This window comes from Brevibacterium casei CIP 102111, assembly GCF_900169275.1.
GTDB lineage: Bacteria > Actinomycetota > Actinomycetes > Actinomycetales > Brevibacteriaceae > Brevibacterium > Brevibacterium casei.
Genome location: NZ_FXZC01000008.1, coordinates 1 through 20,447, shown reverse-complemented (window position 1 = coordinate 20,447; position 20,447 = coordinate 1). Strand labels below are relative to the sequence as shown.

At 70.0% G+C, this 20,447-nt stretch carries 15 protein-coding genes; 3 read left to right on the top strand and 12 right to left on the bottom strand.

Features of this window, described 5'->3' with window-relative positions:
• Nucleotides 1-70: 70 nt before the first annotated feature.
• The 9 genes from gatB to BC102111_RS15500 all read right to left on the bottom strand — a co-directional run bounded on the left by gatB (nt 71) and on the right by BC102111_RS15500 (nt 14,166).
• A complete protein-coding gene (gatB, locus tag BC102111_RS15540) occupies nt 71-1,552 on the bottom strand; it encodes an Asp-tRNA(Asn)/Glu-tRNA(Gln) amidotransferase subunit GatB (RefSeq protein WP_095375971.1) in 1,482 nt (493 codons plus the stop codon).
• Entirely contained in the window at nt 1,549-3,048 is a 1,500-nt protein-coding gene (gene gatA / locus BC102111_RS15535; protein WP_009379362.1) for an Asp-tRNA(Asn)/Glu-tRNA(Gln) amidotransferase subunit GatA, read from the bottom strand. The genes gatB and gatA overlap by 4 nt, the downstream gene beginning before the upstream one ends.
• Before the next feature lies 1 nt (nt 3,049).
• Complete coding sequence (gene gatC / locus BC102111_RS15530) at nt 3,050-5,869, bottom strand: Asp-tRNA(Asn)/Glu-tRNA(Gln) amidotransferase subunit GatC (RefSeq protein WP_101624795.1); 2,820 nt, start codon at nt 5,867-5,869, stop codon at nt 3,050-3,052.
• A gap of 13 nt (nt 5,870-5,882) precedes the next feature.
• Nucleotides 5,883-6,353, bottom strand: coding sequence for a hypothetical protein (locus tag BC102111_RS15525; protein WP_009379366.1), 471 nt, complete (start codon nt 6,351-6,353; stop codon nt 5,883-5,885).
• A 114-nt stretch (nt 6,354-6,467) separates the two neighbouring features.
• Nucleotides 6,468-8,627 (bottom strand): NAD-dependent DNA ligase LigA, encoded by a 2,160-nt coding sequence (gene ligA / locus BC102111_RS15520; protein ID WP_009379368.1) that lies wholly within the window; start codon nt 8,625-8,627, stop codon nt 6,468-6,470.
• 56 nt (nt 8,628-8,683) lie between these two features.
• Nucleotides 8,684-9,799 carry a uroporphyrinogen decarboxylase/cobalamine-independent methonine synthase family protein gene (locus BC102111_RS15515; RefSeq protein WP_101624794.1) on the bottom strand — a complete coding sequence of 372 codons (1,116 nt, stop codon included), beginning with the start codon at nt 9,797-9,799 and terminating at the stop codon, nt 8,684-8,686.
• A complete protein-coding gene (locus BC102111_RS15510; RefSeq protein ID WP_101624793.1) occupies nt 9,756-11,744 on the bottom strand; it encodes a S9 family peptidase in 1,989 nt (662 codons plus the stop codon). The genes BC102111_RS15515 and BC102111_RS15510 overlap by 44 nt, the downstream gene beginning before the upstream one ends.
• A gap of 41 nt (nt 11,745-11,785) precedes the next feature.
• On the bottom strand, nt 11,786-12,958 hold the full coding sequence (mnmA, locus tag BC102111_RS15505; RefSeq protein WP_009379371.1) for a tRNA 2-thiouridine(34) synthase MnmA: 1,173 nt from the start codon (nt 12,956-12,958) through the stop codon (nt 11,786-11,788).
• Entirely contained in the window at nt 12,955-14,166 is a 1,212-nt protein-coding gene (locus tag BC102111_RS15500) for a cysteine desulfurase family protein (RefSeq protein ID WP_232252475.1), read from the bottom strand. Before BC102111_RS15500 ends, mnmA begins: the two co-directional genes overlap by 4 nt.
• A gap of 116 nt (nt 14,167-14,282) precedes the next feature.
• Between BC102111_RS15500 and BC102111_RS15495 the strand changes: the two genes are divergently transcribed.
• Nucleotides 14,283-14,633 (top strand): hypothetical protein, encoded by a 351-nt coding sequence (locus BC102111_RS15495; protein WP_009379374.1) that lies wholly within the window; start codon nt 14,283-14,285, stop codon nt 14,631-14,633.
• Nucleotides 14,630-15,091, top strand: coding sequence for a hypothetical protein (locus BC102111_RS15490; RefSeq protein ID WP_009379376.1), 462 nt, complete (start codon nt 14,630-14,632; stop codon nt 15,089-15,091). Before BC102111_RS15495 ends, BC102111_RS15490 begins: the two co-directional genes overlap by 4 nt.
• 51 nt (nt 15,092-15,142) lie before the next feature.
• Here BC102111_RS15490 and BC102111_RS15485 read toward each other — a convergent pair whose 3' ends face one another.
• Genes BC102111_RS15485 through BC102111_RS15475 form a run of 3 tightly spaced genes read right to left on the bottom strand, consistent with a single transcriptional unit; the run spans nt 15,143 to nt 19,501 of the window.
• Nucleotides 15,143-16,876, bottom strand: coding sequence for a hypothetical protein (locus tag BC102111_RS15485; RefSeq protein ID WP_101624791.1), 1,734 nt, complete (start codon nt 16,874-16,876; stop codon nt 15,143-15,145).
• Nucleotides 16,877-16,935: 59 nt separating this feature from the next.
• On the bottom strand, nt 16,936-17,859 hold the full coding sequence (locus tag BC102111_RS15480; RefSeq protein WP_101624790.1) for a tetratricopeptide repeat protein: 924 nt from the start codon (nt 17,857-17,859) through the stop codon (nt 16,936-16,938).
• 22 nt (nt 17,860-17,881) lie between these two features.
• On the bottom strand, nt 17,882-19,501 hold the full coding sequence (locus BC102111_RS15475) for a DUF8094 domain-containing protein (protein ID WP_232252476.1): 1,620 nt from the start codon (nt 19,499-19,501) through the stop codon (nt 17,882-17,884).
• A gap of 169 nt (nt 19,502-19,670) precedes the next feature.
• Here BC102111_RS15475 and orn point away from each other — a divergent pair, with 169 nt between their 5' ends.
• The gene (orn, locus tag BC102111_RS15470) at nt 19,671-20,324 is read left to right on the top strand and encodes an oligoribonuclease (RefSeq protein WP_257957747.1); all 654 of its coding nucleotides are present in this window, start codon (nt 19,671-19,673) and stop codon (nt 20,322-20,324) included.
• Nucleotides 20,325-20,447 lie beyond the last annotated feature (123 nt).

Here is a 20,447-nt window from a genome sequence, read left to right as displayed (position 1 = left end):
GAGTCCTTTGGGGAGAGTCTAGAGGGTGTGGCTGGATCAACCCTGAGTTCGGCTCAGCCGCCCCCGCGGCTCAGCCGTTGATCTTCGCGAGGATGAGCTCCTTGGCCTTGCCCGCGTCGGCCTGTCCGCGGGTGGCCTTCATGATCGGACCCATGAGCGCGCCGATGGCCTGCATCTTCCCGCCCCGGATCTTCTCGACGACATCCGGATTGGCCGCGATCGCCTCGTCGACGGCGGCCTCGAGGGCCCCGGTGTCCTCGACGATCTCGAGTCCGCGGGCACTCATCACCTCGGCGGGTTCTCCCTCACCGTCGGCGACGCCTGCGAGGACCTCCTTGGCGAGGCGGTCGTTGAGCTTGCCGTCGGCGAGCAGCGCGACCAGCGCAGCGACCTGGGCGGGGGTGACGAGCTCGGTCGGGTGGATCTCGCGCTGGTTGGCGAGGCGAGCGACCTCCCCGGTCCACCATTTGCGGGCCGCGGGCGCCGGAGCGCCGGCAACGACGGTGTCCTCGATGGCCTCGAGGAGGCCGGCGTTGACGATGTCGCGCATCTCGAGGTCGCTGAAGCCCCATTCGCCGGTGAGCCGGCGGCGCTTCTGCGCGGGCAGCTCGGGCAGGGACTCCTTGATCTCGGCCACCCAGGTCCGCGAGGGGACGATGGGCACGAGGTCGGGTTCGGGGAAGTACCGGTAGTCGTCGGCGTCGGACTTCACGCGGCCCGAGGTCGTCTCCCCGGTGTCCTCGTGGAAGTGCCGGGTCTCCTGGACGACGCTCTCACCGGCTTCGAGGACGGTGGCCTGGCGGGCGATCTCGAAGCGCACGGCGCGTTCGATCGAGCGGAACGAGTTGACGTTCTTCGTCTCCGTGCGCGTGCCCAGCGGAGCGTCGGGGCTCTCCCGGAGGGAGACGTTGACGTCGGCGCGGACGTTGCCCTGCTCCATCTTCGCCTCGGAGACGCCGATGGCACGGAAGATGTCGCGCAGGGTGCGGACGTAGGCGGCGGCCACCTCGGCGGCGCGCTCCCCGGTGCCGGTGATCGGGTGGGTGACGATCTCGACGAGGGGGACGCCCGCACGGTTGTAGTCGACGAGGGAGTGGTCGGCGCCGTGGATGCGGCCGGTGGCACCGCCGACGTGGGTGTTCTTGCCCGCATCCTCCTCCATGTGCGCCCGCTCGATGGGGATCGTGAACGGGGTGCCGTCCTCGAGTTCGATCTCCACCGAACCCTCGGCGGCGATCGGCTCGTCGTACTGGCTGGTCTGGAAGTCCTTGGGCACGTCGGGGTAGAAGTAGTTCTTCCGCGCGAACCGGCAGGATTCGGCGATCTCGCAGCCGAGCGCGAGACCGATCCGGATCGCGTATTCCACGCCCTTGGCGTTGACGACGGGCAGGGAGCCGGGCAGTCCGAGCGAGGTCGGGGTGATGTTCGAGTTCGGGCCCCCGCCGAAGGTGTTGGGGGCGGCGTCGAACATCTTCGTCGCAGTGCCGAGCTCGACGTGGACCTCGATGCCGATGACCGGATCGTACTTCTTGATCGCGTCGTCGTATTTCACTTGGTCAGTCCTTCCGCGAGGGTGTCGAGCACGCGAGGTCCGGCGGCCTCGAGGGCGGCCTCCAACGGGCCGGCCACGGAGTACATCATGGCGTCCTGACGGGCCGGAGCGAGGATCTGGAAGCCCACGGGCAGGCCGTCGGCGAGGCCGGCGGGCAGGGAGAGTCCCGGGATGCCTGCGAGGTTCGCCGGCAGGGTGGCGACGTCGCCGAGGTAGAGCGCCATCGGATCGGACGCGGACTCCGCCCCGAACCTCAGGGCCGTCGTCGGGGCCGTCGGGGAGACGAGGACGTCGACGGCGTCGAAGGCCTTCGCGAAGTCCCGCTGCACGAGGGTGCGGATCTTCTGCGCCGACCCGTAGTACGCGTCGTAGTACCCGGCCGAGAGCGCGTAGGTGCCGAGGATGATGCGGCGTTTGACCTCAGCGCCGAAGCCGGCGGCCCGGGTCGCTGCCATGACGGTCTCGGCGGTCACCGGGCCCGTCTCGGGTTCGACGCGCAGACCGTAGCGCATGCCGTCGTAGCGGGCGAGGTTCGAGGACACCTCGGAGGGCATGATGAGGTAGTACGCGTCGAGGGCGTAGGAGATCGACGGGCAGTCGACCTCGACGATCTCGGCCCCAGCGGCAGCGGCGACGTCGAGGGCCGCGGTGAATGCCGCACTCACGCCGGCATCGTAGCCGTCACCGGTGAGCTGCTTGATGACGCCGAGGCGCTTGCCCTTGAGGGTGCCGTTCTCGGCGAGCGCGACGAAGTCGGAGACCGGGTCGGGCAGCGAGGTGGAGTCGAGCGGGTCGTGTCCGGCGAGCAGCTTGTGCAGCGCTGCGGCGTCGGCGACGCTGCGGCCCATCGGTCCGACCTGGTCGAGGCTCGAGGCCATCGCGATGATGCCGAAGCGCGAGATCGACCCGTAGGTGGGCTTGACGCCGACGGTGCCGGTGAACGCGGCGGGCTGGCGGACGGAGCCGCCGGTGTCGGTGCCGACCGACAGGGGTGCCTGGAAGCCGGCGAGCGCGGCGGCGGCACCGCCGGAGGAACCGCCGGGCACATGCTCGAGGTTCCACGGGTTGCGGGTGGTCCCGAACGCCGAGTGCTCGGTCGTCGATCCCATCGCGAACTCGTCGAGGTTGGTCTTGCCGAGGACGGGCAGACCCGCGTCCTTGACCTTGTTGTGGACGGTCGACTCGTAGGGCGGGACCCAGTTCTCGAGGATCTTCGAGGCAGCGGTCGTGCGCACACCCTCGGTGACGACGAGGTCCTTGAGCGCGACCGGCACGCCGGCGAGCGCGTGGAGCTCCTCGCCGCGGGCACGCTTCTCGTCGACGTCCTTGGCCGTGGCCAGCGCGAGCTCGTCGGTGACGGTGATGAACGAGCCGAAGTCGTCCTCGGTCGCTGCGATCCGGTCGAGGTGGGCCTGGGTGACCTCGACAGAGGAGAACTCGCCGGATGCCAGACCTGCGGCGAGTTCGAGGGCGCTCTTGGTAATGAGTTCGCTCATCTCACTCCTCCCCGAGGATCTGGGGGACGAGGAACTTGTCATCGGCGGAGGCCGGGGCGGCGGCGAGCGCCTGCTCGCTGCTCAGCGTCGGCCCCACCTCGTCGGAGCGCATGACGTTGGTCAGGGCGATCGGATGACTCGTGGCCGGAACGTCCTCTCCTGCCGCCTCGTTGACCCGGGCGACGTTGCTCAGGATCGTCGTGAGGTCGCCGGAGAGTGCTGCCAGTTCGTCTTCGCTCATGGCGATCCGAGCCAGTGACGCCAAGTGCGCGACCTGCTCGGGGGTGATTGCGGAGGACTCCGTCATTCCCTGCCTTTCATCGTCGTGATCACTGCCGACAAGTCTAGTCTGTCCCCTGTCGTCGACGGCACAGGCCGATGGTGACCTCCCCCTCGCCGAGGCGGTCCGACCCCGGGTGGCCGCCCGACTCGGCCCGGGCGCTCGGTCGGTGCCGCTCCCTCCGCTCGCGAAGGGCGGGGGTGTCGTCGTCACCGTCACCTCGGGCAGCTCGGGCCCACGGTAGGGTTCGACGCGCACGAGGGTCGACAGTGCTGCGGGACCCTGAGCGAGCCGGGAGGTGCCGTGGTCGCGGGTGAGCACGTTCGGGTTGCCATGGACCTCGAGGGAGTCCTCGATGCCCGGGTCGGCGGCCTGATACCAGGCTCCCGCGGAGAGCTGGATGACCCCGGGGCTGATGTCCTCGCTCAGGCGCACGCCGGCCAGGCAGGCGCCGCGGTCGTTGACCACACGGACGATGTCGCCGTCGGCGATGCCGCGGGCGGCGGCGTCGGCGGGATTGAGTCGGCAGGGTTCGCGGCCGCCGATCTTCGCTGCCCTGCTGCCGGCGGCCATGTCGAGCTGGCTGTGCAGACGGTGGGCGGGCTGGTTGGACACGAGGTGGAGAGAGCCTGCCGGGGCGTCGGCGGCGCCGAGCCATTCGGTCGGTTCGAGCCAGGCGGGGTGCCCCGGACAGTCGTCGTAGCCGAAGCCGTCGATCGTCGCCGAGAAGAGTTCGATGAGCCCGGACGGGGTCTCGAGCGGGTGCGCGACGGGGTCGGCGCGGAAGGCCTCGAGGAGCACGGTGCTGCCCTGCGGGATGTCGACGCCGCCTTCCTCCCAGAAGTCGGCGAACTCGGGCAGGTCGATGCCGTGCTCGGCTGCAGCGGATCGCGTGGAGGTGTACAGGTGGGCGATCCACTCCATCTCGTCTCGGCCGGCGGTGAAGTCCTCGGCGACGCCGAGGCGGCCTGCGAGGGCACGGAAGATGTCCCAGTCGGCGCGGGCCTCGTGGCGCGGCGTGATCGCCCGGTGCATCGCAATGATCCGTCGGTCCCCGGAGGCCGCGCCGAGGTCGTTGCGCTCGAGCGTCGTCGTCGCGGGCAGAACGAGGTCGGCGTGCCGGGCCGTCGCCGTCCAGAACGGCTCGTGGACGATGACCGTCTCCGGCCTGGCCCAGCCGCGTCGGAGCCGGTTGAGGTCCTGATGGTGGTGGAACGGGTTGCCGCCCGCCCAGTAGACGAGGCGGGTGTCCGGGTAGCGGCGGACCTCGCCGTTGAACTCGTACTTCTCCCCCGGGGCCAGCAGCATGTCGGCGATCCGAGCTGCGGGGATCGGGGCGCTCACGGCGTTGACCCCCACCGGCAGGCGCGGGGCGGGGAACGGGTACTGCCAGTTGCCCATCGTCCCGGTCGCCCCGTACCCGAAGCCGAAGCCGCCGCCGGGCAGTCCGATCTGCCCGAGCATCGCCGCGAGCGCCGGGGCCGCCCAGAACGGCTGCTCTCCGTGGTCGGCGCGCTGGAGCGACCAGGCCACGGAGATCATCGTCCGGTTCCCGGCCATGCTCCGGGCGAGCTCGCGGATCGTCTCCGCGGGGATGCGGGTGATCTCCGCCGCCCAGTCGGCGTCCTTGGCGGTCCCGTCCTCGCTGCCGTCGAGGTAGTCCCGGAACCGCTCCCAGCCCACGCAGCGGGTGGTGAGGAACTCCTCGTCGTGGAGGCTCTCGGTGAGCAGGGTGTGCCCGAGTCCGAGCATGAGCGCGGTGTCCGTGTTCGGTCGGATCGGCAGCCACTGCGGGTCGATGACGTCGGGAGCGTCGTCCCTGATCGGGGAGACGGAGACGAACGCGCAGCCGTTGTCCCGCGTCGCCCGCAGTCGGCCCGGGATCGTGTGGTCGGAGATCCCGCCGGATTCGAGCTGCGTGTTCTTCAGGGCGATTCCGCCGAACATCACCCACAGCTGCGTGTGCTCGGAGACGACGTCCCAGCTGCTCAGGCGGCCGTTGGCGAACTGGGCGGGCCCGAGCACATGGGGCAGGATCATCGCCGCGGCCCCGAAGCTGTAGTTGCCCACCTGCGAGGTGTGGCCGCCGAACGAGTTGTGGAAACGGTGGAGCTGGGTCCGTGCGTGGTGGAAGCGACCGGCGCTCGACCAGCCGTAGGAGCCACCGAAGATCGCGGCGTTCCCGTACTCGGTCCGCACCCGATCGAGTTCGGAGGCTGCGAAGTCGAGGGCTTCGTCCCAGTCGATCTCGACGAAGGGATCGGCTCCGCGGCGCTCACCGTGCCGGTGTGTGCGCAGGTCCTCCTCGCCGAGGCGGTCGCTCGGTCCCGCGGACCGCCGTTCGGCTCGGACGGCCTCGAGCCACGACCTCCTCGCCGCGGGACGGCGGACGCGCAGCCCAGAGTCGACGGACTCGCCGAGGTCGGCGATCATCGGGCTCGGGTGCGGGTCGCGCGGTTCGGGAACGAGGTCGACAAGGGTGTCGTCGGTGACGACGGCGGTGAAGGCTCCCCAGTGAGAACTGTGCGCGACCGAGCTCATGGTCCCCTTCGTATCACACGGTCGTGCGCTCGGGCCAGGTCCTCTCACCGCGGATGTAGGAGGACATGTCCCCGAGCACGCGGTCGGCGTCGGCCTGGGTGATCTCGCCGGCATCGACCCCGGTCTGGAGGTCCGCGGCGAGGTCGGTGATCCGCGCTTCGGGCGATTCCGCTCCGGAGCCCGCTGCCGTGCGGAACGTGACGTCGCTGCGGACCGGTGCCGTCGAATCGAGGCTGCGCGGACTGAGCGGGACGACGTCGGAGCCGTCGACACCGACGGGCGGGCTCGTCCCCTCCGGGGTGCCGCCGGACCACGGTTCGCCCGCCTCGGCGGCGGTCTTCTGTGCGGCCCCGGCGGTGAGCTGCTTCCCGTGATGATCGGGGCTGAGCACGAGGTCGGCGAGACCGGCTCCGATCGGTGCGGCGGTGAGGACGGCGGCGAGGACGACCGCGGTACCGGCGATCACACGGGGAATGGCCTTCATGACCGTCACTCTTCCAGACGAAGCTGTCCGACGACTTGGCCCCGCCTGTGACGTTCCTCCGTCGCAGCCTCCGCCGCCAGTCGGGATCGAGCCTCGCTGTCGGTCAGAATCCCGTCACTCGAGGTTCCCGGTCGTGAGCAGGGTGCGGAACCCGTCCTCGTCGAGGACGGGCACCCCGAGGGACTCGGCCTTCTCGAGCTTCGATCCGGCGTTCTCGCCGGCGACGACGTAGTCGGTCTTCTTCGACACCGAGCTCGCGGCCTTCCCGCCGGCGGCGACGATCGCCTCTTTGATGCCGTCGCGGGTGAAGGTTGAGAGGGACCCGGTGGCGACGATCGTCAGACCGGCGAGGGTCTGCGGGGCCTCCTCCCCCGGGGCGTCCTCCATGCGCACCCCGGCAGCCCGCCACCGGTCGACGATCTCCCGGTGCCAGTCGACGGCGAACCAGTCGCGGATCGAAGTCGCGATCGTCTCCCCGATGCCGTCGACTGCGGAGAGCTCCTCGAGACTCGCCTTCTCGATCGCGTCGAGCGAGTGGAAGTGGGCGGCGAGCGTCCGGGCGGCTGTGGGTCCGACGTGGCGGATGGAGAGTGCGACGAGGACCCGCCACAGGTCCTGATCCTTGGCCTTGTCGAGTTCGTCGAAGAGCTTCTGCGTGTTCTGGGTGGGAGCGCTCGGTTTCTTCGCAGTCCCCCGGGTGAAGAAGTAGGGGACGAGCTCGCGCTCGCCCGTCTCGACGCCTTTGACCCGCTTGTTCCGCCAGATCTTCACCTCCGCAAGGTCTTCGGGGGTGAGATCGAAGAGGAACGCCTCCGAGGTCAGCGGCGGGGTCTCCGGTTCGGCGGGGGCGGTGAGCGCGAGCGCCGCCTCCTCCCCGAGGGCTTCGATGTCGAAGGCCGCCCGGGAGGCGAGGTAGAACACGCGGTTGGCCAGCTGCGCCGGGCACGAGCGGGCGTTGGGGCAGCGGAGGTCCTTGTCGCCCTCCTTCTGCTCCCCGAGCAGCGTGCCGCACGAGGGGCAGTGGGTGGGCATGACGAATTCGCGTTCGGAGCCGTCGCGGGCGGCGACGACGGGGCCGAGCACCTCGGGGATGACGTCGCCGGCCTTGCGCAGGGTGACGGTGTCACCGATGAGCACGCCCTTGCGCTTGACCTCGTAGCCGTTGTGCAGGGTCGCGCGTTCGACGGTGGAGCCGGCGACGGTGACGGGCTCCATCACGGCGAACGGCGTCACCCGGCCGGTGCGTCCGACCTGGACCTGGATGTCGAGGAGCTTCGTCGTCACCTCTTCGGGCGGGTACTTGAACGCCGTCGCCCACCGGGGCGCGCGCGAGGTGTAGCCGAGCGCCTCCTGGACGGCGAAGTCGTCGATCTTGACGACGATGCCGTCGATCTCGTGGGTGACGTCGTGGCGGTGCTCGCCGTAGTAGGAGATGAACTCCTCGATCTCCTTCAGCGTCCCGAGGACCTTGTAGTACTCGCTGATCGGCAGACCCCACTGCCGGAACTGCTCGTAGACCTCGGACTGGCGGGCGGGTTCGGGGTGGGAGTCGTCGGCCGGGGTCCACGCGGCGATGCCGTGGACGAGCATGTGCAGGGGCCTCGTCGCGGTGACCGCAGGGTCTTTCTGCCGCAGGGAGCCGGCGGCGGAGTTGCGCGGATTGGCGAACGGGGGCTTGCCCTCGGCGACGAGCTGGGCGTTGAGTTCGGCGAACTTCTCGACGGGGAAGAAGACCTCGCCGCGGATCTCGACCTCGGCGGGTGGGAACTCCGTGTCGAGGCGCTGGGGGATGTCGGCGATCGTGCGGACGTTGGCGGTGATGTCCTCGCCGATGCGGCCGTCGCCGCGGGTCGCGGCGCGCACGAGTTCGCCGTTGCGGTAGAGGAGGTTGACGGCGAGCCCGTCGATCTTGAGCTCGCAGAGGAACTTCGACTTCACGGACACGGCGTCGCGGACCCGGTCGTACCAGGCGCGCAGCTCCTCGAAGTCGAAGACGTTGTCGAGACTGTACATCCGCCCGATGTGCTCGACGGGAGCGAACGTCGAGGTGTCGACGCTGCCGCCGACGGTCTGCGTCGGTGAGGAGTCGGTGACGAGCTCGGGGTACTTCTCCTCGAGCGCCTCGAGCCGCCGGGAGAGCTCATCGTATTCGGCGTCGGAGACGAGCGGTGAGTCGTCCTTGTAGTAGGCGGCGCGGTGCTCTTCGATCTGCTCGGCGAGCTCCGCGTGCGCTTTGGCCCTCGCCGCGGCGTCCTGCAGGTCCGTTGAGTCCATCCGTTCCTCTCCTGTCTCCGGAGACCGGTGCTCCGGGGTTCCTGACCCAGTCTCGCTCACTCCGCGTCCTCGAGGGCTCGGCGCAGCCCGGCGGCGATGCGCATCGCGCCCTCGTCGGCCGCCGCAGGCACGACGGCGGGGTCGAGCAGGGGCGGGTGCCCCAAGGGCAGCTCATCCCCGGCGAGGACACCGAAGCCTGAGAGGCTTCGCGCACTCATGCCGACCCGCATCCACGGCTGGCTGATCCGTTCGTACCAGGCCCGCACCTCCTCGGGCCTGGCCCCGGCCGTCGCGGGCAGGCGCAGCCAGGTGCCCACCCCCGCCTCGGCGAGGACGGCCAGCTGCTCCCAACCCTCTGCCCTGAGCGTACCCAAGGGCACGGACACGGCGGTCGCGCCGATGCCGGTGACCACCTCGGCGGCGGGGATGGCCTTGCCCCGCAGATGCAGCGGGGCGACGTCGGGGAGGCTGAGGAGGACCGGGGGCAGGTGGGCGAGCGTCGAGCGCAGGGCCGCGTAGACCTGGGTCTCGCTGATCGCGGGCAGGCTCGCGAAGCCCGAGACCGTCGGCCACGAGCCGGTGAGCACGGGGTCGAGCCGGGTCTCGGCGAAGCGGATGACGACGTCGGGTCCGAGACGGCGGATGCGCTCGGCGAGGTCGGAGATGCCGAAGGCGTAGGCCTGGACGACATCGCGACGGGCGCCGGAGTCGCCGAGGACGCGTGCGCCCGAGGGCAGACTGAGCGCGGTGACGAGCGTCCACGGTCCCGGCAGGGAGATCTGGACGGAGCCCTCGAAGCCCTGTCCGTACTCGGCGACGGCGTCGAGGGACTCGCCGAGGTCGGAGGCCTCGAGGCGCTCATCGCGGCCCGCGGCCGAGGTCAGGCGCCACCCGTACGAGGTGCGGTCGACGTGGAGGTCACGGAGCAGCCCGACCGCGCGCCCGACGGCGTCGGCGCCCCATCGGTCCCCCGCACGGTGGGCGATGAGGGGGACGGGAGGCAGTCCCGCGGCGAGGAGGTCGAACCCCGCCGAGGCGGCCCGCCGGGTCTCTTCCCCCGGCCGCTGCACCGCGTGTCCGGGCACCCAGATCCCCGTCGTCGTCGCCGACGGCGGCAGCGCACGGTCGTCAGCGGTGCCGGCGGGTGCGGGGGATTCCGAAGACGTCGACATAGAATCCGAACTCGCTTTCCAGGGAATCGATGATGGTCTCGGTGCGGACGAAGCCGTGGGATTCGCCCTTGTACAGACGGTAAATGTACTCCACTCCGGAGAGCCGGAGCATGTCGACGAACTGCTGCGCCTGGTTGGGTGGGACGATCGGGTCCCGATCGCCCTGCATGACGGCCACGGGCACGGAGATCTCGGTGGTCCGGTGGATGGGAGAGCGGGCGACGAGCTCCTCCGCCGCATCCGGCCACGGACCGACGAGGCCGTCGACGTAGTGCTTCTCGAAATCGTGGGTGTCGACGAGGAAGCGCATGAGGTCGGTGACCCCGAAGTACGAGGTCCCGCACGCGAAGACGTCGGAGGAGGCGAGCGCCGAGAGCGCCGTCCACCCGCCTGCCGAGCCGCCGGAGATCGCGATCCGCTTCGGGTCGGCGAGGCCCTCGGCGACGAGTGCGCGCACCGCGATGACGATGTCGTCGACGTCGACGATCCCCCACCGTCCGCGCAGGCGCTCCCGCCACGCCCGGCCGAACCCGGTCGACCCGCCGTAGTTGACCTCCATGACCCCGATGCCCCGGGAGGCGAAGTAGCTCATCCGCGCCGACATGTCCGCCGTCGCCTGACCGGTCGGTCCGCCGTGGGCGACGACGACGTAGGGTGGGCGCTCGCGGTCGAGGGCGACGAAGCGCGGATTGTGGGGCGGATGGATGACGACGGGCACTCCGCCGAGCCTGCGCGTGTGCGGGCGCGAGTAGTACTCGTCATGGGCGTCGAGGCGTTCGACGGCGATCTCGCGCAGCGCTCCGCTCACCCGGTCGACGGCGATCAGGGCGCCCGATGACTCGGGCGATTTGAGGGTGAGGAGGACGTGAGTGCGGCCGATGTCGTGGAGTTCGATGCTCCCGGCCGCGGCGATCGCCGTCAGCGGCGCCCCGGCATCGGCCGGCGCTTCCCCCTCCCCCGCCGCATCGGCAGCCGGCGTCCGCACCCGCACGAGCGCGGCCCGATCCGACTGCGAGTGCGCCCAGATCTCGTCGCCGTCGCCGAGGTGCCATTGCGCGCCGAGCTGCCACAGTGGTCCGCCGATCTCGGCTCCCGTGTCGAGGACGGGGACGAGGTCGGATGCGGCGAATTCCCTTTCCTGCCGGTGGCCGTCGGCGGGGGCGAGCGCCTCGGCGAGGTCGAGGGAATACAGGGACCAGTGCCCAGCGTGGTCGGAGCTCAGCCGCAGGGTCGTCGCCGAGGTGAACTCCGGCTGGAGGAGGGAGGCATCGGTGCCGTGGAGGACGGCGCACACGTGTCCCGGGTTCGCCCCGTGGAGATCGATGACCCACAGACTCGTGGCGTCCCACGGCATGTTCGGGTGCTCCCAGCCGATGAAGCTGAGCAGCCGACCGTCGGGTGAGAGCCTCGGCCAGGCCATGAAATGGGCCTGCCGGGAGAGCACACGCGTCGTCCCGTGCCGGGTGATGAGGACGATCGCGCGCTCGCGGGCCGTCGACCGGCAGTCCTCGCGCACGCACAGCAGTCCCCACGGTGTCATGTGGAGGTCCCCGTAGCGGACCAGGCCCGAGGTGTCCCGGGTGAGCGGGTGCGGGGCACGGCCGGGAACGATCTGCCAGACCCGCTGGTCAGCAGCATTGACGAAGCAGATGACCTCGCTGTCGGGGTCAAGGGCCCACGCCCCTCCCCCGTACTCGTGGACGGCGGAGCGGATGTTGAAGGGATCCGGGAGGATCCGTTCGCCGGGCCCGGGATGGGACAGTGAGGTGCGCACGAGACCGGTGCGGGAGTTCTCCTCGGGGATCTTCGTCGAGTAGTAGACGTGATCGCCGCGGAACTTCGCCTCGAAGATCGGTGCGGCCCCGGCGGCGACCTCGGCTGCGCTCAGCGGCGACGACCACGTGCCGTACGGCGCGGTGACGACGTCCTGAGGCGATTCCTTCATGCTCCCAGGCTACCGCCCGGCCCGGACACGTGACCCCTCATTCACACGCCGAGGCGGTCGGGAGCCGTGACGTCGATCGTCGCCTGGCCGAGCACTCGGGTTCCCCGGTAGATCACCATCGTCTGGCCCGGTGCGACTCCCGAGAGCTCCTCGCCGACATCGACGTGGAGGAGCTGACCGGCGGGCCGGGCAGCGGGCACGTCGGCTTCGTGGGCGGGCACCTCGGCGATGACCTCGCCCAGCCACGCCCGGGCGGGCACGGGATCGGCATGGGCGCGGATCTGGACCTCGCAGTCGATCGCCGACTCCGGCGTCGACCCGATGTCGGCGGGTGCCGGTCCGCACCACGAGGTGCGGATCCCGGTGAGGTGGCCCACGGCGAGGTCCTCACGGGAGCCGACGGTCACGGTGTTCGTCGCCGGGTCGAGACCGGTGACGAAGCGCGGCCGACCGTCGGCGGCGGGCTTGCCGATGCCGAGTCCCTTGCGCTGGCCGATCGTAAACGTCATCGCCCCGTCGTGTTCACCGAGCACCTCGCCGCCGGCGTCCTTGATCAGGCCCGGGCGCATGGGGATCTTGTCGGACAGCCAGGCCTTCGTGTCCCCGTCGGGGATGAAGCAGATGTCATAGGAGTCGGGTTTGTTCGCCACGGGGAAGCCGCGCTCGGCCGCCTCGGCGCGGACATCGGCCTTCGACGCACTCGCCCCGATCGGGAAGTAGCAGTGCTCGAGCTGGTCGCCGGTGAGGACGCCGAGGACATACGACTGGTCTTTGAGCAGATCCTCGCCCCGGTGGAGTTCGGGACGGCCCTCGGCGTCGCGGACCACCTCGGCGTAGTGGCCGGTCGCGATCCGGTCGAAGCCGAGCGCGAGGGCCCGGTCGAGGAGGGCGGCGAACTTGATCCGCTCGTTGCAGCGCATGCACGGGTTCGGGGTGCGGCCGGCGGCGTACTCGGCGATGAAGTCATCGACGATGTCCTCCTTGAACCGCTCGGAGAAGTCCCACACGTAGAAGGGGATGCCGAGCATGCCCGCCACCCGGTGGGCGTCGCGGGAGTCCTCGATTGTGCAGCAGCCCCTCGACCCGGTGCGCAGGGTGCCGGGCATCCGGGACAGCGCGAGGTGGACGCCGACGACCTCGTGGCCGGCATCGACGGCTCGGGCGGCGGCGACGGCGGAGTCGACTCCGCCGGACATGGCGACGAGCACCCTCATGCGCTCTCCTGCTTCCATCGTGGGGTGGCCGAGACCATTCCGGCCCGGCGAGCCTGCTCGACGACCTCGGGGAGGACGGCGAGCACGGCGTCGACGTCGTCCTCCGTCGATGCGTGGCCGAGGCTGAAGCGCTGCGCCGACCGGGCGACATCTTCGTCCATTCCGCACGCCATGAGCACGTGGGAGGGACGGGAGACGCCGGCCGAGCAGGCCGAACCGGTCGACGTCGCGATCCCACGGGCGTCGAGGCCGAAGAGCAGCGAGTCGCCTTCGCAGCCGGCGAACGTGAAGTGGGCGTTGGCGGGCAGCCGCCCATCCCCGCGGGGACCGGAGAGGCGGGCGCCGTCGATCGTCTCCTCGACGCCTGAGATGAGGCGGTCGCGCAGCCGCGCGAATCCCGCCGCCCGGGCCCCGAGGTCGGCCGTGGCGAGGTCGACCGCGGCGGCGAAGGCGATCGCGCCGGCGACGTCGAGCGTGCCCGAACGCACGCCCCGCTCCTGTCCGCCGCCGTGGAGGACGGGGGTCGGAGCGGCAGTGCGGTCAAGGAGGAGCGCACCGATGCCGACGGGGCCGCCGATCTTGTGCGCGGTGATCGTCATCGCGCTCGCCCCGAGGCCTGCGAAGTCGAGCGGGATCTGCCCGAGCGCCTGGACGGCGTCGATGTGGAAGGGGATGCCGAGTTCGCGGGCGATTGCTCCGATCTCGGCGATCGGCTGGATCGTGCCGATCTCGTTGTTCGCGGCCATGACCGTGACCAGTGCCGTGCGCTCGGGGTCGCGGCGCAGCTCCGCCTCGGCGGCGGCGAGGTCGAGTCGGCCCTCGGCGTCGACGGGAAGGACGACGACCTCGGCGCCGAGGGACTCCAGCCACTCGACCGAGTCGAGGATCGCATGGTGCTCGATCGCCGAGGTGAGCACGCGCGGGCGCGTGGGCGAGGCGAACGAGCCGTCGTTGCGGGAGAGGTAGAGGCCCTTGACGGCGAGGTTGTCGGCCTCCGTGCCGCCGGAGGTGAAGACGACCTCGGAGGAGCTCGTGGCCCCGAGTGCCCGGGCGATGTCGTCGCGGGCGGTCTCGAGCCGCATCCGCGCTGCTTGGCCGACGGCGTGCAGCGCCGAGGGGTTGGCCCGGCGGCTCAACTCGGTCGCGTAGACGTCGAGCACAGCCTGGGGCATCGGCGAAGTCGCTGCGTGGTCAAGGTAGATCGGCACGCGCACCATTTTAGGTCCACGCCCGCTCCCCGGGCCAGGATCCGTGCCCGATCTCACCCGTGAGCGCGGGCTGAGAGGGTGGGTGCCTGCCCGGTGCGGTGACTAGACTTGATCGGGTGTTCACCGTTCTCACCCTCGTGCTCTACGCCGTCGCGGCCGTGCTCACCGTGTGGTCGATCGTCGAGACGATCCGCAACCGCCCGGCTGGGAAGCTCCTGCTCGGGGTTGCGGCCCTCCTCCTGCTCCTCCTCATCGTCGAACTCGTCGTCTCCATCGTCACCTTCGGCGGCACGCACGACGTCGATCCGCTCCTCTACTTCGGCTACGTCATCACGGCGATCCTCGTCATGGCCCTCGCCGGGTTCTGGGCGTTCGCCGAACTCTCCCGGTGGGGTCCCGGCGTGCTCGCCGCGGCAGGACTGACGGTGATCGTCATGATCGAGAGAATGGACCAGATTTGGCTGTGAACAGAGGCACCATCCGCCGCCCCTCCCCGCGTTCCCCGTACTCGGCGATGCACTCGGGTCCAGGGCGCGCGCTCACCGCGGTGTACGGGATCTTCGCGCTCTCGGCGACCGCGCGGGCCGGTTACCAGGTCATCCGCGAGTTCGACGTCGCCCCGGTCGCGTATTCGCTCTCGGTCTTCGCAGCGCTGGTCTACATCGTCGCGACCGTCTGCTTCGTCATCGGCAGCCGTGTCACCCACCGCATCGCGATCGCCGCATGCCTCATCGAGTTCGCCGGCGTCATCGTCGTCGGCATCCTCAGCTTCACCCACCCCGAGGACTTCGCCAAGCCCTCGGTGTGGTCGAGCTTCGGCATCGGCTACGGCTTCATCCCCCTCGTCCTCCCCGTGATCGGCCTGTGGTGGCTCATCCGGGTGGGCAGACGCGTGCGCGGCGCAGAGGCCCCCGCAGTCCGCTGAGCGCGAGGGCCGCGAGGTCACGCCGCCCTACGGCTGCGGAGCCCCGCGACCTCACTCGATCCGGGAGGAGAGGATGTCCCAGTCGGAGGCGACGGCGGTGAGCTCCTCACCGTTCTGCATGATGACGTAGGGCTGTGCGGTGTCGACCTTGACGGTGTTGCCGTCCTTGTCGTTCGTCTTCACCGCTTCGATCGTGTCACCGAGGTCGAGCGAGTAGTCCTCGGGAACCTTGATCGTCAGCGTGCAGCGGACCTCGCCCATGCCGAGCGCCCCCTGTTCAGTCGTCAGCGTCATCGAAGCGAAGTCGAACTCGGTGTAGGGCTTGCACTCGGCATTCACCTCGTCGAAGCCGGAGTCCTTGTCGCGCAGCCCGCCGAGGTAGTCCCGGAAGGACTTGAAGCCGCCCTGGTCGAGCCCCTTGACCTTGTCCGCCTTGCCGTCGGCGAGGTAGGACGCGACCTCATCGGCGGAGGTGGTCATCGACTCCGAGAACGCCTTCGGGGCGACCTCGACAGCGCCGTTCGCGTCGGCGAGGAGGGTCGGCGCCTGATCGGCGGGGATGAAGACGGCGGAGCGGACGATCGGCTGTGTCGACGCGGATTCGCGGGTGGCGAGCTGGACCTGGGTGAGCTTCTCGTCCCCATCGGTGGTGCCGAGGGCATAGAACCACATCGGGTACTGCTCGAAGCTCGGTCCCCCGGCGACGACCTCGGTGAAGTTCGGCGCCCGCAGCTTCTGCTTCGTCTTCTCCGCGATCTGGATCTGCGCGCGGGTGCGGTCGATGAGCGGGGCACCCTGGATCGACTCGAGGCCTTCCCCCTTGTCGGCGAGGATCTTGTCGAGGGACTCCGTGTAGGCGGTCATGAAGTCCCCGGCCTCGCCCGGGCGGACCGCGGTGCGCTCGTAGGGGGTGACGTTCGGGGTGTGAGGCTGGGCGACGGGGAGCGCCGCGCATCCGCTCAGGGCCAGTCCCGTGGTCAGGGTCAGGGCCGTGGCGGCGCGGGTGCGTGCACCACGCCGGGAGCGTCGCCGAAGCGGTTCTCCCTCGGTCGGGGGTGCGACGTCGGTCGCCGGCTGCGTCTCCGGTTCGGCGTCCGCTTTCGATTCCGGCTTCGAGCGGCCCTTGACCGCGGCCTTCGCCCTGTCCGTCATCGTCGTCTTCGTCCTGCCCCGGGTCCCGTCGCCCGCCTCGTCGCTGGGCGTGCCGGGGCCCTTCTTCTTCCGCGGCCGGATGCGCGCGTTCCACCAGCGGAGGAAGAAGTACGCGGAGAAGCCTGCGAAGATGATCGCGACGGCGAGTCCGATGAGGCTGAGGGCGAGCACGCCCTCGACGCGCATCTTCAGCTGCACGGTCGTGCCGTCGAGGTTCTCCCCCTCGGCCGCCGGGGCGATGACGAGCATCTGCGGGTCGGCGTCGAGGTCGAAGGTCTTCGCCACCGACTGGCCGGTCTCCCGGCTCGTCCACCAGTCGCGTCCGGCGATGTCGGCTGCCGGGGCGGGATCGCCGGGCAGCGACCGGTGGGTCGCCTGGTCCGGGAAGTCGACGTCGCTGATCTGGACCTGCGAGACACCGTCGAGGAAGCTGTCGGTGTCGACGCCGTTGGCGGTGCCGAGGAACAGTTCCTTGCCCTGCGAGTTGCGGGCCTCGATGGTGACGTCGGTGCCCGAGTACGGCACGACCGCCTGGTCGAGGACGACGGCGTACGACCCGTCGGAGACCTCGAAGGCCTCGGTCTCCGTGACCTCGTCGGTGCCGACGACGGACAGCGCGGAGCCGACCAGCACTGCGAGGATCGCCGCGGCGATCGCGAACAGGATGGCTGTGGTGAGACGGACTATCTGGATCAGAACAATGCCCTCATCAGTGATGTGCGTGCTTTGGCCACTGCCGGGTCGTCGGGTCCGACGATCTCGAAGAGGTCGAGGACCCGCAGGCGCAGGGCTTCCTTCTGGTCTCCCGTCGACGTGCGGATGAGGGAGATGAGCCGGGAGAACGCACCGGCGGGATCGCCGGTGACGACCTGGGCGTCGGCGGCGGCCATCGCGGCATCGACGTCCTTCGGGTCGGCGTCGGCGGCGGCGATGAGCTCGGCCGGGTCGGCGTCGATGAGGCGACGGCCCAACCCTGCGCGGGCGAGGCCGAACTTCGCCTCGTCATCGGCCGGTGATTCCGCGAGCGCGGCCTTGAACAGGGACTCGGCGGTGTCGAAGTCACCCTCGGCCAGGGCGGCTTCGGCCTCCGGATGCTTCGGACCCGCAGGCTCCGGCTCGGCACCGCCGACGACGGCGCGGCCGTTCACCCCGTTCTCAGCGGCGAGTTTGAGGAGCTCCTCGAGGTACGCGGCGATCTGCGGCTCGGGCAGCGGTCCCTGGAACAGGGGAACCGGCTGGCCCTTGATGACGGCGACGACCGTCGGTGCCGCCTGGACTCCGAAGGCCTGCTGGAGGCGCGGGTTGGCGTCGATGTCGACCTTCGCGAGCACGAGGCGACCGCCGTAGGAGGAGATGAGGCGTTCGAGAACCGCGGTGAGCTGGGTGCTTTCCGGGGCGGCCGGGGATCCGAGGTCGATGACGACGGGCACGCGATCGGACAGTGCCACGACATCGTTGAAGACGGCTTCGTCGACGTCGAGGACGAGCGAGGGCAGCGGCACGGCGTTCGGATCGCCGGCGCCGCCCTGCTCGTCGGCAGGCAGATTCCTGCTACGGACCGCGGAGAGGTCGAGCCCCTCCTGGGGGCCGGCGTCCTGTGTGGGATCGAGTGACACGGGATCTCCTTCTGGTGGCTGGTCAGCCGAGCTTGGCTCCGCTGAGGGTTTCGAGTCCGCCGATGAGTCGGACCTTGCCGTCCTTCGGCACGAGGAACGTGAGCACCTGATACGTCGAGGTCGACACCGGCTTCTGGGTGCTCGACTCTCCGGTGAGCTCCTTCTGCGGGGTGCTCAGCGTCAGCGTACCGGTCCGTCCTCCTTCGGACTGGGGTGTGATCGTCGACGTCGCCTCGATGACGCCGGTGACGACTGCGGCGTCGCCGGCAGTGCCCTGTGCGACGATCTGGTTGCCCGGATCGTAGGAGAACTTCACGCTCGCCTTGCCCGCCTCGGCGCTCTTGCGCTGCTCTTTCTGGTTGGCCCAGATCGACTTCGCGAAGTCGTCGGCTTCGAAGCTCTTCGCCTCCTTCGAGTCGGCACCCGATCCGAGCGCCTTCGCGTAGTCGGCGATGGTCTGCTTCGGGGTCTTCGCATACCCGTCCGCCTCGGCGTCGAGCAGCGGCGAGCCCTGCCGGGCGTCGGCGATCTCCGGCAGCTCGGTGCCGGGGACGAGACGCGTCTGCGACCACAGCTTGTAGTCCGAGCGCGGATCCTCCTGGGTGAGGACGAGGAGCTGAGTGGCATCGCCGGCCGAAGTGATGAGGCTGGTGACCCGCGGCCAGGTGTCGGTGGCGGCGGTGTAGTTGACGACGATGTCGTCGGCGGCCACGGCCGGGGGAAGGTCGTGGTCCTTGACTTTCTTCTTCACCGCGTAGGCGGCCCCGCGCTGGTCGAGGGCGGGGCCGGTCGCCCGCTCCTCGAGCGCCTTCGCATCGAGGTCCTTGTCGGCGGCGGCGACACCGTCGGCGACGGCACCGAGGATGCGCTCGGCCTGCGTGCTGCTCACCCCGGCCATCGGGGTCGTCGGCGCGGCCGAGGGTTCGGGCTTCGGCAGCTCTTCAGGTCCGCACGCGCTGAGCGCGAGCACGGGGACGATGGCGAAGGCGGTGCCGTATTCGGCGAGTTTGCGACGACGGTCCTGGCGGGCCTGACGCCGGTCGGCTTCGCGCTTGGCGGTGCGGCGCCCGAGGAAGAGGAGGACGAGCCCGATGAGGAAGATCACGCCGCCGCCGATCATCAGCGGGATCGCCCACGGAGTCGCCGCATTGCTCGGCCATGACAGGGTCACCGAGCTCACCTCGCCCGGCTGTCCGGAGCCGGCGATGAGGAACCCGGTGCGGTTCGCCTCGGCGTCCCAGTCGAGGCTCACGGTGCCGCTGCCGGTCGTCTCCGCCTCCCACAGGTCGGCCCCGGCGGGGTTGGGCACCTCTTCGGCGCCGTCCTTGGGTTCGACGGTGAGGCCGCCCTCGGAGGCGAGGCCGGTGATGCGCGCGGCGGCCGAGTCACCGATCCACGCGTCGATGCTCTCGATCGGGGCCTGGGCGATCGTCAAGTCGCCGGTGCCCTCAGCGGTGAGCGTCGCCGGGGTCTCGTAGAGATTGAGCATCCCCGGGTCGACGACGACGGCGGGTGCCGAGCCGTCGATCTGCGTCGTGGCGGTGATCGTGTCGTCCGGGGCCCACAGGGTCTTCTGCAGCAGACCGAGGCCGGCGACGACGACACCCACCACCATGAGAATCACAGCCAGTGTGTAACGCACGCGGGAACCTTCTCCTCAACTCGCGAATATCCTTGTCCGCCCGTGTGGGCAGACGACAGCACAAGTTTAGGCCACTGAGCTGGGACGGGCTCTGCGGATGCACTCAGCGTGTGTCGTCGCCCACACCACCGCAGGGCTCTCGGGTGAGGGCGACGTATAAGCTTGCAGGGTGAGCAACGACAGAATTGTGTGGATCGACTGCGAAATGACCGGCCTCGACGAGGCGCGCGACGAACTGATCGAGATCGCCGCGATCGTCACCGACTTCGAACTGAGGCCCCTGGACGAGGGCGTCGACATCGTCATCCGGCCCTCGGCGCAGGCGCTGGAGAACATGAATGACTTCGTCACCCAGATGCACACCTCCTCGGGCCTCATCACCGAACTCGATGCGGGAACGACCGTCGCCGACGCCCAGGCCCAGGTCCTCGACTATGTGAAGTCGCATGTCAAGGAGGCCGGGAAGGCGCCGTTGGGCGGGAACTCGGTGGGCACGGACAAGGTGTTCCTCAGCAAGCAGATGCCCGAGCTCGTCGACTACCTCCACTACCGGATCATCGACGTCTCCTCGGTCAAGGAGCTCGCCAAGCAGTGGTTCCCGCGCGCGTACTTCCAGGCGCCGGAGAAGCGCGGCGGACATCGTGCGCTCGGAGACATCCGCGATTCGATCGTCGAACTCGCCTACTACCGTCGCGCCGTCTTCTCCTCCGCTGGTCCGACCTCGGATGAGGCGAAGGCGATCGCCGCCGAGGTGGTCGCCGCCTTCTCCGCCGACGATGAGTCCGATGCCTCGACGGCACCCGGTTCGGCGGCGGGGGCCTAGTGTCCTGCGCCTTAAATTCGGTCTGTAAGTTGTAGGATTGGAGTATGGCGCGAACTGGACGACCCAAGGCCGAACTGATCCTGACGGATGAGGAGCGGGAGCAGCTTGAGCGCTGGACTCGGC

Bases quoted from the DNA above. Each gene is read 5' to 3' on its own strand.
- gatA (WP_009379362.1), bottom strand. From the start codon at position 3,048: ATGAGCGAACTCATTACCAAGAGCGCCCTCGAACTCGCCGCAGGTCTG.
- gatC (WP_101624795.1), bottom strand. From the start codon at position 5,869: ATGAGCTCGGTCGCGCACAGTTCTCACTGGGGAGCCTTCACCGCCGTC.
- BC102111_RS15525 (WP_009379366.1), bottom strand. From the start codon at position 6,353: ATGAAGGCCATTCCCCGTGTGATCGCCGGTACCGCGGTCGTCCTCGCC.
- ligA (WP_009379368.1), bottom strand. From the start codon at position 8,627: ATGGACTCAACGGACCTGCAGGACGCCGCGGCGAGGGCCAAAGCGCAC.
- BC102111_RS15515 (WP_101624794.1), bottom strand. From the start codon at position 9,799: ATGTCGACGTCTTCGGAATCCCCCGCACCCGCCGGCACCGCTGACGAC.
- BC102111_RS15510 (WP_101624793.1), bottom strand. From the start codon at position 11,744: ATGAAGGAATCGCCTCAGGACGTCGTCACCGCGCCGTACGGCACGTGG.
- mnmA (WP_009379371.1), bottom strand. From the start codon at position 12,958: ATGAGGGTGCTCGTCGCCATGTCCGGCGGAGTCGACTCCGCCGTCGCC.